The following is a 15,926-nucleotide window of genomic DNA, read 5'->3' as shown; positions in this document are numbered from 1 at the left end:
GGAAGCGAACCGTTCTCACAACTGCATCCCGATGCGCTGTACAGCGTCGTACGCTCAGCCAAGCACACCCTGATAGAAGCGACATTCGCGCGCCAACGCATCCGCCAGGCTATCCGCCTGTCGGAAACCGTGACGTTCTTGCGGGTAGAAGCAGTACTCGACCCGAATGTTGCGCTGGCGAAGCGCTGACACCATCAATTCGGTCTGTGCCGGAAGCACCACGGCGTCCAGCCCACCCTGAAAGAAGATCACCGGAACCCTGATCCGCCCCGCGTGGTGCAACGGGGTGCGCTGACGGTAACGCTCGGCATGGCCCTGGGGATCACCGATCAGCCAGTCCAGATAATCCGCCTCGAACTTGTGGGTGGCCCGCCGCAGCGCAAGTGGATCGCTGACGCCATAAAGGCTGGCGCCGCCGCTGAAGCCAGCGTCGGAGGTGAGCGCACAAAGCGCGGTATAGCCGCCGGCGCTCGAACCGCGGACGAAGGTGCGGGCCGGGTCGACCTGCCCGCTCACCGCCAGTGCGGTGACGACCGCGCTGGCATCTTCCACGTCGACCACGCCCCATTGCTCGTGCAGGCGTTGCCGGTAGGCTCGACCGAAACCGCTGCTGCCTCGGTAGTTGACATCGGCCACGGCAAAGCCGCGCTGGGTCCAGTACTGGATCCGCGGATCGAATACCGGGTAGCAGGCCGAAGTCGGCCCGCCGTGCAGGAAGACCACTAGCGGTGGTTTCTCCCCCTCCAAACTCCGACAGTCGGCATTGCAGGGGGGATAGAAAAAGGCATGCGCGGTTTCGTCGGTTCCAGTGGCGAAACTGAACGGCTGGGGCCGCGACAGCTGCTCGGCCGGTAGCGGCTGCTCGCCACCTGCGATGATCTCGGGCCGGCCGGTCCGGCGTTCTATCGCCAGCACCGTTGGCACTCGATCGACGGCAGCGGCGATGCAGTAATAGTGCTGTTCATCGGCAGCCAGTTGCCGACAGCGGGTGAAGGCCGTCGCAAGCTGGCGTTCGCGGCCCTCGTCGTTGCGTTCCAGCAGCAGGCCGTAACCATCGACCATGCGAGTCAACAGCAGACCACCCTCGCTCAGCGGCAGGTAGCTGGTCGTGCCCAGTTGCCAGGGCGCCGGCGCATGATCAAAGGGCGCCTGCGTCTCTCCAGCTTCGGGCGCGGCCCCATCGTTCGCAACAGCGAACTCCGGCACCAATCGGCCACCCTCCTCTCTCCAGGGCTGCCACCAGCCGGCCCTGTCGCTCAGGCAGTAGAGCGTCCCGTCCGCGGCGAAGCGTGGCTGTTGCAGCGACTCGCCGCCTTCAGCCCCGGCCAGGCGAATCGGCGTTTGCCAGGTACCGTCCGCATCGCGCTCGGCCATCCACAGACTGGTAGCGGTCCAGGGTTGTTCGGGGCGCTGCCATTGGATCCAGGCCATACGCCGGGCTTCGGCATCGAGCGCTGGCGACGAGTAGAAATCCGCCCCCTCGGCGAGGACACTGCGCCCACCGGATTGCACCGAGAAGCTGACCAGCCGGTGCTCCACCCGCTCACCGATATGCGCTTCTTCAACCGCCACGATGGCTGTCTGGCGGGAATCGAACTGAAGGTCGCCGTAGCGGCAATCGGCCTGCTGAGTCAGCACACTGGGTTCGGCAGCCTGGCCGGCAATGGACTGAAGATGGATCTGCTGATCGCCCTCATTCACGAAAGCCACCCCCCGATCCGTCAGACAGAAGGCCCCACCGCCGTATTCGTAGACCCGACTGCGCAGCGATAGGCCAGCCGGCGTGATACAGACGGCCCGGCCCGCGCGCCAGTGCCATAGGGTGCAGCGAGCATCCGCCGGCTGGTATTCGATCCAGAACACGCCACCATGGCCGGCGCGAATCTCGGCAAAATCACGGCTCGCCGATGCGGCTTTCTCGGCGCTCCAGTCGCTGGGCCAGAAGCCGTAGGGGATTGCGGTCTTGGTCATCTCGATTTCGCTCAACAGGCATCGTTCGGATCGAACGACCTTACACCTTGAGGATCAACTTCGATGCCTTCTCGTTGCGGAACGTCAGTTCATCCAGACCGAGAGGTGCCTGCTCGGCTTCGGTCCGCGCGGCGAGGATAGTGCTGTGGTGTGGCGACTTGCTGCAGACCGGGTCGGCATTGACGGCATCGCCGGTGAGCATGAACGCCTGACAGCGGCAGCCGCCGAAGTCCTTTTCCTTTTCGTCGCAGGACTGGCACGGCTCGGGCATCCAGTCGAAGCCGCGGAACTTGTTGAAGCCGAACGAGTGCTTCCAGATCTGCTCGATGCTTTGCTCGCGCACGTTGGGAAAGCTGATCGGCAATTGCCGAGCGCTGTGACAGGGCAGCGCCGTACCGTCGGGGGTGATGTCGAGGAACAGGTTGCCCCAGCCGTTCATGCAGCCCTTGGGGCGCTCTTCGTAATAGTCAGGCGTGACGAAGATCAGCTTGCAAGGGTGGTTCTCGGCAGCGAGTTTGTCGCGCCACTCATTGGTGATGCGCTCGGCACGCACCAACTGCTCCTTGCTCGGCAGCAGCCCGGCACGGTTGAGTTCGGCCCAGCCGTAGAACTGGCAAGTGGCCAATTCAACAAAGTCGGCTTCCAGTTCCAGACACAGCTGGATGATGCGCTCGATATTGTCGATGTTGTGCCGATGGGTGACGAAGTTCAGCACCATCGGATAGCCATGGGCTTTCACCGCACGCGCCATGGCGAGCTTCTGCGCGAAGGCCTTTTTCGAGCCGGCGAGCAGGTTATTAACCTCCTCATCGGCGGCTTGGAAACTGATCTGGATATGGTCGAGCCCGGCGGCGGCGAATGAAGCGATCTTCTCTTCGGTCAAGCCGATGCCCGAGGTAATCAGGTTGGTGTAATAGCCGAGGTCACGCGCCGCTTTGATCAGATCGGCCAGGTCCTGACGGACCAGTGGCTCACCGCCGGAAAAACCCAGCTGCGCCGCGCCCATCTCGCGCGCCTGGCGGAACACTTCGATCCACTCGGCGGTGCTCAGCTCATCCTGGTTGCGGGCGAAATCCAGCGGGTTCGAGCAGTACGGGCATTGCAGCGGGCACCGGTAAGTGAGCTCGGCGAGCAACCACAACGGTGGGCCTGGCTCGAAGCCGGGTTTAGCGAAGCTCGATCCAGAACCGTTCAACGGCCACCTCCAGAAACGCGACGATATCTTCCTCAATCCCCTCTGCGTCTGGGTAGCGAGCCTGCAGATCGGCCACGATGGTGCCCAGGTTACGGGCGCCGTCCACTTCGGCCAGGACAGCAGAAGCGCTCTCGTTGAGTTTGATCATGCCTTCCGGGTAGAGCAGCACGTGGCAGTTCTGCGCAGGTTCCCATTGGAAGCGAAAGCCGCGGCGAAAGGCTGGGATCTGGGTCAGTTGGATATCGCTCATGGTCCTCTCTCTCGCCAATGTTGCATCATCGATGGCCGGTGAGTTGGTAGGCTGAAGCCCATCCCACGCCGGACCTCACTCCTACCCTGCGCATGGCCGTTACAAGGTGATCCCGCGATGCCACACACGCTCGCTGGTCACCGTGTGGTACGGCGGGCGGTCCAGTTCATAGGCCATGCTCATGGCATCCAGCATGCTCCAGAGTACGTCGAGTTTGAACTGAAGAATGTTCAGCATGCGTTCCTGGCTTTCTCGAGTCTTGTAGTGATCAAGAGTAATGCGCAAGCCGTGCTCGACGTCGCGGCGCGCCTCCTTCAGACGCTTGCGGAAGTAGTCGTAGCCGGACGCATCAATCCAGCTGTAGTGCTGAGGCCAGGCATCCAGACGTGACTGATGGATCGTCGGCGCGAACAGCTCGGTGAGGGAGCTGCTGGCCGCCTCCTGCCAGACGGCGCGCCGGGCGAAATTGACATAGGCATCGACGGCAAAACGTACACCGGGCAGCACCAGTTCCTGGGACAGCACCTGCTCACGATCCAACCCCACCGCTTCGGCCAGTCGCAGCCACGCCTCGATACCGCCCTCTTCGCCCGGCGTACCATCGTGATCGATGATGCGTTGGATCCACTCGCGGCGAGTCTCGCGATCCGGGCAGTTGGCCATGATCGCGGCGTCCTTCACCGGTATACACACCTGATAGTAGAAGCGGTTCGCAACCCAGCCCTGGACTTGCTCGCGGGTCGACCGGCCTTCGTACATGGCGCGGTGGAACGGGTGATGGATATGGTAGTAGTCGCCCTTGGCGCGCAGCGCCTGCTCGAACTCGGAACGGGTCATGGCTGGCAGGGTCATGGAGCTTCCTTACGCATGTTGTACGGGTTGTTCGCCCCGGGCAGAGCCCGGCGTGCATCAGCGACGGGGTGCCGAGCGCCGCTCGTGTTACAGCTCGATGCTCATCCCATCGAACGAGACTTCGATTCCATGCGCGTCCAACTCCGCTCGCTCGGGGGAGTTTTCATCGAGGATCGGATTGGTGTTGTTGATGTGGATGAGGATCTTGCGCGCAGCAGGCATGCCATCGAGCACCTCGATCATGCCGCCGGGGCCGCTCTGCTGAAGATGACCCATTTCGGTGCCGAGCTTGGTGCCGACTTCACGCATGAGCATTTCGTCATCGCGCCAAAGGGTGCCGTCGACCAGCAGGCAATCGGCGCCACGCATGATCTCCAGCAACTCGGCGCTGACCTTGCCCAGACCCGGGGCGTAGAACAGCGTACCGCCGGTTTTTTCATCGTCGATCAGCAGGCCGATGTTGTCGCCCGGATGTGGATCGTTGCGGTGCGGCGAGTAGGGAGGCGCCGAGCTGCGTAGCGGGATCGGCGTGATTCGAAGATTCGGGCAGGCCGGTATACGGAAGCTGCGTTCCAGCGCAATGGGGTTCCAGCGCAGGCCACCGTTCCAGTGTTCGAGCATCTTGAACAGGGGAAAACCGGTGCTGAGGTCCTGATGGACCATCTCGGTACACCAGACTTCGTGCGGACAGCCTTCGCGCAGTGTCAGCAGTCCGGTGGTGTGATCGATCTGGCTGTCCAGCAGGACGATGGCGCCAATTGCGGTGTCGCGCGGTGCACGGGCTGGCTGCAGTTTCGGAAAGGATTCCAGCTGGACACGGATATCCGGTGATGCGTTGCAAAGTATCCAGTGTTCGCCGTCGTCGCTGATGGCGATGGACGATTGGGTACGGGCCTGCGCGCGTCTGGTACCGGCGCGCAATCCTGCGCAATTGGCACAGTTGCAGTTCCATTGAGGAAAGCCGCCGCCAGCAGCCGAACCGAGAATCTGGATGAACATGGGCAGCTCCCTGAAAACGAAACCCCGACCTGAGCCGGGGCGGATAACTCAGCGATTAGCGAAGTACATGGTGACTTCGAAACCGATACGTAGGTCAGTGAAAGCGGGTTTGGTCCACATGGCTCGATCCTCTTCTTATTGGCTGACGGATTATCCCGACGGCCCCATTAAGCACCCATGTCAGCAGAAAGCAGAATGGTACTTTGGAAGGAGACAACACGCTGCCTTGGTAGTGCCTGGCACTTGGACCTAACACCTTCTTTAATTCGTCGGAAAGGCTATCGTAGAGCCCTTGGCGACCGCTCGCGCCGCTCAGGGCAGCGTCGAGGTCAGCGCACCACTGACGAGGCAGGTCCCAGACGGATCTGCCGCAGGCATCGACACAACAGCTCCGGTACGCGCCCCATGCACCGCCACGAGCGGTCGCGAAACGCCGGATTGCGGCTTATCGCGGAGCCAAAAAAAAACGCGGCCAGAAGGCCGCGCTGCGTTGACGAACCACTGAGGCCGCACCCAGTCAGCCTGTGATCCCCGCACTCAGGTGCGAGCAAATGATGCCGGCGCGCTGGAGCGAACGCGCCGGGTCCTCCGAGGTCGATCCCCGCGGCTTAGAAGAAGCCCAGCGGGTTGATGTCGTAGCTGATGAGCAGGTTCTTGGTCTGCTGATAGTGATCGAGCATCATTTTGTGGGTTTCGCGGCCGACACCCGACTTCTTGTAGCCGCCGAACGCAGCATGCGCAGGATACAGGTGGTAGCAGTTGGTCCAGACGCGGCCAGCCTTGATGCCACGGCCCATGCGGTAGGCACGGTTGATGTCGCGAGTCCAGACGCCGGCGCCCAGGCCGAACTCGGTATCGTTGGCGATCGCCAGTGCTTCGGCCTCGTCTTTGAAGGTCGCCACGCCGACCACGGGCCCGAAGATCTCCTCCTGGAATACGCGCATCTTGTTGTTGCCCTTGATCAGGGTCGGCTGCACGTAGTACCCGGAAGCCAGACCACCTTCGAGCTTCTCGGCGGCACCGCCGGTGAGGATCTGCGCGCCTTCCTGCTGTGCGATCTCCATGTATGAAAGAATCTTGTCGAACTGCTGCTCGGACGCCTGGGCGCCGACCATGGTGTCGGTGTCCAGCGGATTGCCACGCTTGATCGCCTTGATCTTCTTCATCACCACTTCCATGAAGGGCTCGAAGATCGACTCCTGAATCAGGGCACGCGACGGGCAGGTGCAAACTTCGCCCTGGTTGAAGAAGGCCAGTACCAGACCCTCAGCGGCTTTCTCGATGAACGCGGGTTCAGCATTCATGATGTCTTCGAAAAAGATGTTCGGGCTCTTGCCGCCCAGCTCCACGGTGCTCGGAATGATGTTCTCAGCGGCGCAGCGCATGATGTGCGAGCCCACCGGGGTAGAACCGGTGAAAGCGATCTTGGCAATGCGGGTGCTGGTCGCCAGCGCCTGCCCTGCTTCCCGGCCAAAGCCCTGGACGATGTTCAACACACCCGGCGGCAACAGGTCACCAATCAGCTCGGCGAAGACCATGATTGACAGCGGCGTCTGCTCGGCAGGCTTGAGCACGATGCAGTTACCAGCGGCCAAGGCCGGCGCCAGCTTCCAGGCGGCCATCAGCAGCGGGAAGTTCCAAGGAATGATCTGACCGACCACACCCAGCGGCTCATGGAAGTGATAGGCCGCGGTGTGCTCGTTGATCTCGGCGGCGCTGCCTTCCTGGGCGCGGATGCAGCCAGCGAAGTAACGGAAGTGATCGGCAGCCAGCGGCACGTCGGCATTCAGGGTTTCACGCACGGCCTTGCCATTGTCCCAGGTCTCGGCGATGGCCAGCTGTTCCAGGTTGGCTTCGATGCGATCGGCGATCTTCAGCAGAATCAGCGCGCGGTCCTGTACCGATGTCTTGCCCCAGGCATCGGCAGCGGCATGTGCGGCATCCAGGGCCTTCTCCACATCCTCCGCGCCGGAGCGCGGGAACTCGGCGATCACTTCACCGTTGACTGGCGAGGTGTTGACGAAATACTCACCCTTGACCGGCGGCACGAATTCGCCGCCGATGAAGTTGCCGTAACGCGGTTTGAAGGAAATGACGGCGCCTGCGGTACCGGGTTGGGCGTAGATCATGATGGGCCTCTCTTTCTCTGCTTGTCAGAGCCTGCGCCGGAAGGTGCACAGGGCATGGACCGATCTTAGGCAGCGCGCTCAGGCCTACGGTATGCACCCATGGCAGCGGAGAACTCCTCATTTGGTAGTAGATGCCAACGGCGCTGGCCAGCGCCCTGAGGGTGATTCAGGCGTCGTCCAGAGCCATTTTTCACTCATGAAACAGTGGAGTGTGGCTCCCCGCGGGCAGTCGGGATTGAGCCTAAGCAAGGGCGGACAGGCCGTATGTCTCTCGTGTTCGGCTAACCTCTTCGCCTGAGGCAATCGAAGCCGTATGGAACGTCAGGCCACTGGATTGCGCGGCGCTGTAGTTAACCGATCCGTAAAAACAAAAGGCCGGCTGTTAGCAGCCGGCCTTTCGTTTGGAGCCGAAGATCAACGCTTGGCTACGACCTGGTCCTTCGGCAATTTGAACGTCCAGACCATGCCGCCCTGGTTGAAGTCCTTGATGCGCTTGGCGACTTCACCGCCCCACAGCGGGACAGCACCACCCCAACCGGAAAGCACGGAGACGTACTGCTCGCCATCCATTTCCCAGGTGATCGGCGAACCGATCACGCCAGAGCCGGTGTTGAACTCGTAGAGTTTCTTGCCGGTCTTGGCATCGAATGCCATCAGGTAGCCTTCCGGATTGCCGGTGAACACCAGGTTACCCTTGGTTGCCAGCACCCCCCCCCAGAGCGGCGCGTAGTTCTTGTAGCGCCAGACTTCCTTGCCGGTCTTCGGGTCGATGGCGCGCAGCACACCGATGTATTCCTCGTTCAGCGGATGGATGGTGAACCCAGCGCCCAGATAGGCTGCGCCCTTCTTGTAGGCGACGCCTTCGTTCCAGATGTCCATGCCCCACTCGTTGGATGGTACGTAGAACAGCCCGGTGTCCTGGCTGTAAGCCATCGGCATCCAGTTCTTGCCGCCAAGGAATGACGGCGCGACGAACACCGACTTGCCCTTGTCCGCATCGCCTGGCGCGCCCGGACGGTTGGCATCGTCGTAAACCGGGCGACCGTCCTTATCCAGGCCCTTGGCCCAGGTGATCTTGTCGACGAACGGGAAACCACGGATGAACTTGCCGTTGGTGCGGTCGAGCACGTAGAAGAAGCCGTTACGGTCGGCGGTGCCGGCAGCCTTGATGGTCTTGCCGCCGTCCTGATAGTCGAACGAAACCAGCTCGTTCACGCCGTCGAAGTCCCAGCCGTCATGCGGCGTGGACTGAAAGTGCCACTTGATCGAGCCGTCGTTCGGGTCGAGCGCCAGACGCGAAGACGAGAAGAGATTGTCGCCCGGGCGCAGGTGCGAGTTCCACGGTGACGGGTTGCCGGTGCCGAACAGCAGCGAATCGGTATCCGGATCGTAGTAGCCGCCCAGCCAGGGCGCGGCGCCGCCGGTTTTCCACAGGTCGCCCGGCCAGGTCTTGCCGGCTTCACCGCCGGAGATGCCATTCTCGACCTTCTTGCCGTCCTTCATCACGTAGCCCATGTGCCCTTCCACGGTCGGACGGGTCCACACCAGCTCACCATTCTTGGCGTCGAACGCCTGGATCATGCCGACAACACCGAATTCGCCGCCCGCCAGGCCGGTGATGACCTTGCCCTTGACGATCATGGGCGCGGCGGAAATCGAGTAGCCCGCCTTGTAATCAGCGACGGTTTTTTTCCAGACGACCTTGCCAGTGTCCTTGTTCAACGCCACCAACTTGGCATCCAGAGTGCCGAAGATCACCAGGTCGCCATACAGCGCGACACCGCGGTTGATCACGTCACAGCAAGGCATGATGCCGTCGGGCAGGCGCGCATCGTATTGCCAGAGTTCCTTGCCGGTACGGGCATCCACGGCAAAAACACGTGAATAGGAGCCGGTCAGATACATCACACCGTCTTTGACCAGCGGCTGCGCTTCCTGCCCACGCTGCTTCTCACCGCCGAGGGAAAAGCCCCAGACCGGGCGAAGTTGGCTGACGTTTTCGGTGTTCAGTTTGTCCAGTTGACTGTAGCGCTGCCCCTGCGGGCCCAGGCCGTTGGTTACGATCTGATCGGTGGACTTGGCGTCATTGAGAATATCCTGATCAGTGACTGCCCAAGCCGACACGCTGGACATCGCCATGGCGGCGCATAGCGCGGTCAGGGCGAAGGGCTTGCGAAGACCGGTGTGCTTCATTGCGGCTACCTCTACGGGTTCATTGTTATCGTCGCCGGGAAGTTTTCCCGGTCTGCTGCCGATTCTTCGTTGCAGGCCCTTTGCCAACAATTGCACGCAGTACCCATTTTCCTCCTCCCTTGGTAGCAATACCGCCACGTAGGCCGCGCCAACTCGGCGTTGGAAGGCCCTGGCCGGGCGGGACCCGACACCGAAGTCGCAACCCAGGGGCCCGAAAAGACAATTCCTCGCGACGATCACAGTCCGTAAAAAAGTGGTTCCTCAGCTCACAAGGACATGAGCCATGTGTCGTTCCCTGTTCCTTATCTTTGTCCTGATGCTGGCCGCTGAAAGCCAGGCGGCGCCAGCGATTCGTATCGGCTTGAACTACCCGAGTACCGGCAACTACAAAAGCGAAGGTCTCGAGTTGCGTCGCGGCGCCCTGCTCGCTGTCGACGACATCAATCGCGAGGGTGGCGTGCTCGGCAGGCCGCTGGAGCTGCTCAGCCACAATTCGGCGGCACGCGATGAAAAGGCCAGTGCCAACATCGATCGCTTCGCCGCTCAGGGTGTTTCCATGGCCTTCGGAGGTGCCACCAGCGAGGAAGCCATCGCCGCAGGGCAACGGGCGCGCGAGCTGGGCCTGTTGTTCTTTCCGACGCTGGCCTACGCCAACGCCATCACCGGCCGCGATGGGCAACGCTACCTGTTCCGCGAAACCAACAGCGCCTGGATGAGCGCGCGCGTGCTAGGCGAGTACCTCAGCTGGCACCTGCCCAACCGCCGTTATCACTACATCTGCCTCGATGACAGCTGGGGCCACAGCATGGAGCAGGCGCTACGCGAAGCCACCCGCAGCCGCGATCGTGCGCGCCACGGCTTCAGCCGCATCAGCGTCAGGGGCGCGCGGCATGACGAATATCTCGCGGCCTTGAACAAGGCGGCCGCCAGCAACGCCGACGTGCTGGTCGTCGTGCTGCTCGGGCAGGACCTGGTGCAGATGATGCGTCTCGCGCACGACATGCGCCTCGATCGGCGAATGCAGATCATCGTGCCCAACCTGACTAGCAGCATCGTCGAGCAAGCCGGCCCGCAGGTCATGGAGCATGTCATCGGTACCACCGCCTGGACCTGGCAGGTGCCTGCGTTGGTCAAGAGCGCTGATGGCCAGGCCTTCGTTGACGCCTACATTGCCCAGCATCAACGCTACCCGGACAGCACCACCGCCTCGGCCTACAGCGTCGTTCGAGAGTGGGCCGCGGCCGTTCAGCGAGCCGGGAGCCTGGACAGCGAAAAGATCATCTCCGCGCTGGAGGAACACCATTACAGCCTGCTCAAGGATGACCAGTACTGGCGCGGCTTCGACCATCAGAACGTCCAGAGCATCTATGCCGTGCGGGTTCGCTCGCGCAGCGACATCATGCAGGACTGGTTCAAGCAGGACTATTTCAGCATCATCCACCGCATGGGCGGCGAGGAAGCGGCGCCCAGCCGTGACGATTGGCTGGAGGAGCGCGGCGACGACCCAATCCTGCGATAATCGTCGGCCTGTCGTGCCGGATACCCCTCAGGCTCCGCCTCTTTTCAACGTCAGCAGGCCCAGCGGGCGCTGACGCTTTTCGTTTTCGCCAGGTGATCGCTGCCGCCCCGAACCGCGGTCGGGGCGGTGCCTGAGCGCAGCACCGCGCAGCGCTGTGGGTGCCATGACGAGGCGCGGGGGAGCGGTATCGGCAGGTCCCGATCATTTGCCGCAGGATGAGCAATGAAGCAACGATGGCCAGCGTTTCCCTGGGTCTGTTTCGCCATGTGTGTCGGCGTCATGGGCACCGCGCTCATTTCACCGCTGTACCCGCTCTATCAGCAGGCCTGGCAGCTGCGCACCAGCGACGTCTCGCTGATTTACGTGATCTACATGCTCGGTGCACTCGCCGGGCTGCTGTTCATGGGGCGGCTGTCCGACACGCTGGGGTTTCGCCGCGTGATGCTGGCGGGCCTGCTGCTCGGCTGGGGTGGCACCTTGCTGACGATGCTGGCGTGGAATCTGCCGAGTCTGAATATCGGTCGCTTCGCGGTAGGCCTGTCCTCGAGTTTGATCGTCACCAGCGCCTCGGTGGGCCTGGTGCAGATCTCCCGTGACGGCGCCTCGCAGCGTATTTCCACCCTCACCAGCTTCCTGCTCGCCTTCGGTTTCGGGCTCGGGCCCTTGACCGGCGGCGTTATCGGCCAGTGGATGCCGCACCCGCTGACGGTCACATACCTGCCTTCGCTAGCGCTCGGGGTGCTGGCCGTCTATGCCTTGATGCGCGTGCAGTTGAAGCACCACGAGGCTAACGCGGACGCAGTGCTCGATTGGCGAGCCTTCATCCCGCGCTTGGCCTGGGCGAAGCGCTGCGATTCGCTGGCCTTCCTGCTGACCTGTGCCTGCCCGTTCTTCGCGTTCGGCGTGTTCGGGCTTTATGCATCCATGGCCCCATTGTTTCTGGAAAAGATGATTCCCTGGCACGGTCCGGTGGTGAGCGGGACGTCCATCGGGGTCATTCTGCTGGCTTCGGCCATTACGCAGCTGGCATGCGCACGGATTAGCCTGCGTTGGTGCGGCCTGCTCGGTCTGCTAGCAGTGGCACTCAGCAACGCCATGCTCGTACTCAACTTCAAGCTCGGCTCGCCAACCGTATTCATCATCGGTGTCTGCGCAACGGCAACCGGGCATGGCCTGTGCCTGCTAGCGGGCATTAGCATGGTCAACCGCATCGCCAGCTCGGCCGAGCGCTCCGGACTGATCTCGACCTATTTGGTGTGCGGCTACGTCGGCAGCATTGTGCCCCTGCTCGGCGCGGGCTGGATTGCTGATCATTACGGCCTGCCGGTGGCGGTGACAGCGCTGGGATTGGGTGTGATGGTGATCGCCACGCCGCTGGCGGTGTGGTTTTTCGTCCATCCACGAGTGCGCGATGCCTGACGGTGCAGACCGCTGAATTCCCCGGCGCATCGGCCAACGCCGCCGAGGCGGCGGTCAGACCTCGGCCGTCAGCCGATAACCGACACCGGCCTCCGTGACGATGAATCGCGGCGCCGCGGGATCATCCCCAAGCTTGCGCCGCAGGTGCCCAACCACCACGCGCAAATAATGGGTATCGCCGCTGTGACTCGGCCCCCAGATATCCTTCAACAGCTGCTGTTGCGTGACCACACGGCCGAGATATCGGCCCAGCTCCGCCAGCACGGCGTACTCCTTGCGGGTCAGGCTGACCTCCTGGCCGTCGAGGCTCACCCGCCTGAAGGCAAAGTCGATGCACAAGGGGCCGGACACCACCTGGCTCAGCACCGATTCCTGGCCCGACGCCTGGCGCAACAGTGCGCGGACGCGGGCGAGAAATTCCTGAATGCCGAAGGGTTTGGTGACGTAATCGTTGGCGCCACCATCGAGCGCGGTGACCTTTTCCGCTTCGCTGGCACGTACCGACAACACCAGCACCGGCACTTGGCTCCATTCACGCAGCTCGCGCAATACCTTCTGGCCATCCATGTCTGGCAGGCCCAGATCGAGCACCACCAGGTCGGGCTTCTGAAGCGCCGCACACGCTAGGCCTTCGGCACCGGTCGCGCTTTCCAGCACGCGATAGCCCTGAGAACCGAGGCTGATGCGCAGGAATTTTCTGATCTGCGGCTCGTCGTCAATGACCAACAGACTGGCTTGCTGGCTCAAGAGCGGTCCTTTTCGAATTCCGGTTGAGGTTGCAACGGCAGCTCCAGAACGACACTGGCGCCGTGACCGTCGAGGCCATCGCCGACCGAGACGCGGCCTCCATGGGCGCCGATCATGCCCTGGCAGATAGCCAGGCCAAGGCCGGTTCCCGGACCGCCCCGGTCGCCGCGCGCGGCGGTGTAGAACATGTCGAAGATTCGCACGCGCTCGGCCTCGGGCACGCCCGGCCCTTCGTCGCTGACGATGAAACGCAGGTGATCGGCATCCACCTCAACCTCCACCCGCAAGCGTCCCTGTGGCGGCGAAAAGCGCGCGGCGTTCTCCAGCACGTTGACCAGCGCCTGCTCGATCAGCGCTGGATGGACATAGAGCAACGGCAGCGAATCGGGGATCGACACCTCCAGCTTCAGCTCAGCGAGCACACGCTGAAGACGCTTCAGTGCGCTGGCGACGATATCACCCGGTGTGGTCCAGTCGCGGATCAGTTTCAGGCCGCCGTGCCCCAGGCGGGTCATATCGAGCAGATTCTGGATATAGCGATCCAGCCGCTCGGCCTCGTCCCGGGTCGCGTCCAGCAGTTCCTGCCGATCGGCTTCGCTCATGCTTCCACCCAGCGTCGCCAGACTGTCGATGGAGCCGCGCATGGCGGTCAGCGGCGTGCGCAGATCGTGGGAGACGGAGGCCAGCAAGGCGCTGCGCAACTCCTCGGTTTGTCCATGCAAACGAGCGGCTTCCAGCTCTTCGGCCAGCATCGCGCGTTGCAATGCCTGCGCCAGCGGATGGGCGAGCGCGGCGATCAGCCGACGCGTTTGCGGTCGCCCCGCATGGGTCTGCCGGATGCCAAGCAGGCCGAGGGTGCGCGTCTCGCCATTCAGCGGCAGCCACCACCAGTGGCCGCTCGGCAACGTATCGGTGCCCTGCCCGGCGGGCTGGCCACGCCGCCAGGCCCAGTCGGCCGCCGCCTGCTCCTGCTCGGCGAGCACCTGCATGTCGCCGTTGAACAACCATTGCGCATCCTTGCCGCGCGTGACGACCACCGCCTGCACCCCGCGCAGCTGCTGCAACTGACGCACCGCAGCGACACCGACCGCCTGCACATCGGTGGCGGCACTGAGCTGGCGCGAGAGATTGAGCAAGGCTGCGGTTTCCGTCTGGGTCTGGCGCAACGCCTGATACTGCCGGCGCTGACGGCTGGCTAGGTTACCGGTCAGCACCGCCATCAGCAGGAAGAATAGCAGCGTGAGCACGTCTTCCTGCCGCGCCACGATAAAGGTGAAGGTGGGCGGGATGAACAGAAAGTCGTACAGCAGAAAGGAGGCGCCAGCACAGGCCAACGCCGGGCCAAGGCTGCTGCGCACGGCGACCACCAGTACGGCGGAGAGAAACACCAGGGACACATTCGGCAACTCGAGGTAGCGCGACAGCAGCAATGCCACAGCGGTGGCGACGCCCGTCGCCATGGCAGCGAGCAGGTAGTTGCGCCAGTCGAAGGGTACCTTGGTCGCTGCGGTGCTCATCGCATGGACCGGTTGCTGGGAAAGGACGCTGACTTCCAGCCCTTGTCCTGCCCTGATGAGCTGTTCGGCAAGGGTGCGCCTAGACCACAGGCTCCATGCCTTGCGCATACCCTGGCTGCTGCCGACCAGCATCACCGTGGCCAGCCGCTCGGTCGCATGCTCGAGCAGTGTTCGCGCGATGTGCTCGCCCCGCAACTCGACTACCTCGCCACCGAGACGTTCGGCAAGTTGCTGGGCGGACTGAAGAAAGCCCAACTGCATCTCGCCGCGACTGGTGCCATTGCTGACGTGGACTACCGACCAGGGCAGATGCCGCCGCTCCGCCACGCGGGCGGCGTGGCGCACCAGGCCTTCGGCGGATGCGTCGCCGTCGATCCCCACCAGCAAGCGGCCGCGCACGACCGGCGCCGTTTCGCCCAGGCTTCGCGAGCGCCGCAGCAGATCTGCATCCACGCGTGCCGCCGCGGTCTGCATGGCCAGCTCGCGCAGCGCGGTCAGGTTGGTCTGGGTGAAAAAGGCATCGATTGCCGCCCGCGCCTGCTCCGGCACGTAGACCTTGCCTTCGCGTAAGCGCTCAAGCAATTCACGCGGAGGCAAGTCGATCAGCAGGATTTCGTCGGCGTTGTGCAGGACCCAGTCCGGAACCGTTTCACGCACCTGCACGCCGGTGATCGTACGGACTTGATCGTTGAGGCTTTCCAGATGCTGCACGTTGACCGTGGTGTAAACGTCGATGCCCGCCTCGAGCAACTCCAGCACGTCCTGCCAGCGCTTGCTGTGACGGCTGCCAGGGACGTTGCTGTGGGCGAGCTCATCGACCAGAACCAGACCCGGACGTATCTGTAACAACCCTTCCAGGTCCATCTCTTCCAGCGTCACGCCGCGATAGTCGCTGCGGGTCAGCGGTTGTTCCGGCACCCCCACCCGCAGCGCTTCGGTGTCAGCTCGGCCGTGCGACTCGACCACGCCGGCCAGCACCTGTCTGCCGAGGCGCAATTGTCTCTGCGCCGCCTGCAGCATGGCGTAGGTCTTGCCCACGCCGGGCGCCGCGCCGAGAAACACCTTGAGTCGGCCTTGCCCCTGGTGGGGCTGGTCATCCAGCAAGGCATCGGCGTGCGGGGCATCGCTCATTCGG

The 15,926-nt window shown here is 63.0% G+C and carries 12 protein-coding genes; 2 read left to right on the top strand and 10 right to left on the bottom strand.

Annotation, left to right across the window (positions count from 1 at the left end):
* Positions 1-54: 54 nt before the first annotated feature.
* From MCB86_RS02015 to MCB86_RS01980, 8 genes are all read right to left on the bottom strand, one after another.
* Positions 55-1,971 (bottom strand): prolyl oligopeptidase family serine peptidase, encoded by a 1,917-nt coding sequence (locus MCB86_RS02015; RefSeq protein WP_239609423.1) that lies wholly within the window; start codon positions 1,969-1,971, stop codon positions 55-57.
* Between the two features lie 40 nt (positions 1,972-2,011).
* Positions 2,012-3,166 carry a pyrroloquinoline quinone biosynthesis protein PqqE gene (gene pqqE / locus MCB86_RS02010; RefSeq protein WP_045162018.1) on the bottom strand — a complete coding sequence of 385 codons (1,155 nt, stop codon included), beginning with the start codon at positions 3,164-3,166 and terminating at the stop codon, positions 2,012-2,014.
* Complete coding sequence (gene pqqD / locus MCB86_RS02005; RefSeq protein WP_045162017.1) at positions 3,138-3,416, bottom strand: pyrroloquinoline quinone biosynthesis peptide chaperone PqqD; 279 nt, start codon at positions 3,414-3,416, stop codon at positions 3,138-3,140. The genes pqqE and pqqD overlap by 29 nt, the downstream gene beginning before the upstream one ends.
* A gap of 99 nt (positions 3,417-3,515) precedes the next feature.
* On the bottom strand, positions 3,516-4,268 hold the full coding sequence (gene pqqC / locus MCB86_RS02000) for a pyrroloquinoline-quinone synthase PqqC (protein ID WP_045162016.1): 753 nt from the start codon (positions 4,266-4,268) through the stop codon (positions 3,516-3,518).
* Positions 4,269-4,355: 87 nt separating this feature from the next.
* Complete coding sequence (gene pqqB, locus MCB86_RS01995) at positions 4,356-5,267, bottom strand: pyrroloquinoline quinone biosynthesis protein PqqB (RefSeq protein ID WP_239609421.1); 912 nt, start codon at positions 5,265-5,267, stop codon at positions 4,356-4,358.
* 48 nt (positions 5,268-5,315) lie between these two features.
* Entirely contained in the window at positions 5,316-5,387 is a 72-nt protein-coding gene (gene pqqA / locus MCB86_RS01990; RefSeq protein ID WP_003253598.1) for a pyrroloquinoline quinone precursor peptide PqqA, read from the bottom strand.
* A 488-nt stretch (positions 5,388-5,875) separates the two neighbouring features.
* A complete protein-coding gene (locus MCB86_RS01985; RefSeq protein ID WP_239609419.1) occupies positions 5,876-7,396 on the bottom strand; it encodes an aldehyde dehydrogenase family protein in 1,521 nt (506 codons plus the stop codon).
* A 414-nt stretch (positions 7,397-7,810) separates the two neighbouring features.
* The gene (locus MCB86_RS01980; protein WP_045162010.1) at positions 7,811-9,589 is read right to left on the bottom strand and encodes a PQQ-dependent methanol/ethanol family dehydrogenase; all 1,779 of its coding nucleotides are present in this window, start codon (positions 9,587-9,589) and stop codon (positions 7,811-7,813) included.
* A 316-nt stretch (positions 9,590-9,905) separates the two neighbouring features.
* On the opposite strand from MCB86_RS01980, the gene MCB86_RS01975 reads away from it, so the two are divergent.
* A complete protein-coding gene (locus tag MCB86_RS01975) occupies positions 9,906-11,108 on the top strand; it encodes an ABC transporter substrate-binding protein (protein ID WP_239609483.1) in 1,203 nt (400 codons plus the stop codon).
* A 222-nt stretch (positions 11,109-11,330) separates the two neighbouring features.
* Positions 11,331-12,527 carry an MFS transporter gene (locus MCB86_RS01970; protein ID WP_239609417.1) on the top strand — a complete coding sequence of 399 codons (1,197 nt, stop codon included), beginning with the start codon at positions 11,331-11,333 and terminating at the stop codon, positions 12,525-12,527.
* Positions 12,528-12,581: 54 nt separating this feature from the next.
* Here MCB86_RS01970 and MCB86_RS01965 read toward each other — a convergent pair whose 3' ends face one another.
* Positions 12,582-13,274 (bottom strand): response regulator, encoded by a 693-nt coding sequence (locus MCB86_RS01965; protein ID WP_239609415.1) that lies wholly within the window; start codon positions 13,272-13,274, stop codon positions 12,582-12,584.
* Positions 13,271-15,922, bottom strand: coding sequence for a sensor histidine kinase KdpD (locus tag MCB86_RS01960; RefSeq protein ID WP_239609413.1), 2,652 nt, complete (start codon positions 15,920-15,922; stop codon positions 13,271-13,273). Before MCB86_RS01960 ends, MCB86_RS01965 begins: the two co-directional genes overlap by 4 nt.
* Between the last annotated feature and the right edge of the window lie 4 nt (positions 15,923-15,926).

The organism is Pseudomonas sp. KSR10, from assembly GCF_022355455.1.
Lineage (GTDB): Bacteria > Pseudomonadota > Gammaproteobacteria > Pseudomonadales > Pseudomonadaceae > Stutzerimonas > Stutzerimonas stutzeri_E.
This window is presented reverse-complemented; position numbering and strand designations above follow the sequence as displayed.

What these genes read in the sequence shown, in the direction of transcription:
- MCB86_RS02015 (WP_239609423.1), bottom strand. Translation starts at nt 1,971, where the DNA reads ATGACCAAGACCGCAATCCCCTACGGCTTCTGGCCCAGCGACTGGAGC.
- pqqD (WP_045162017.1), bottom strand. Translation starts at nt 3,416, where the DNA reads ATGAGCGATATCCAACTGACCCAGATCCCAGCCTTTCGCCGCGGCTTT.
- pqqC (WP_045162016.1), bottom strand. Translation starts at nt 4,268, where the DNA reads ATGACCCTGCCAGCCATGACCCGTTCCGAGTTCGAGCAGGCGCTGCGC.
- pqqB (WP_239609421.1), bottom strand. Translation starts at nt 5,267, where the DNA reads ATGTTCATCCAGATTCTCGGTTCGGCTGCTGGCGGCGGCTTTCCTCAA.
- MCB86_RS01985 (WP_239609419.1), bottom strand. Translation starts at nt 7,396, where the DNA reads ATGATCTACGCCCAACCCGGTACCGCAGGCGCCGTCATTTCCTTCAAA.
- MCB86_RS01980 (WP_045162010.1), bottom strand. Translation starts at nt 9,589, where the DNA reads ATGAAGCACACCGGTCTTCGCAAGCCCTTCGCCCTGACCGCGCTATGC.
- MCB86_RS01975 (WP_239609483.1), top strand. Translation starts at nt 9,906, where the DNA reads ATGCTGGCCGCTGAAAGCCAGGCGGCGCCAGCGATTCGTATCGGCTTG.
- MCB86_RS01970 (WP_239609417.1), top strand. Translation starts at nt 11,331, where the DNA reads ATGAAGCAACGATGGCCAGCGTTTCCCTGGGTCTGTTTCGCCATGTGT.
- MCB86_RS01960 (WP_239609413.1), bottom strand. Translation starts at nt 15,922, where the DNA reads ATGAGCGATGCCCCGCACGCCGATGCCTTGCTGGATGACCAGCCCCAC.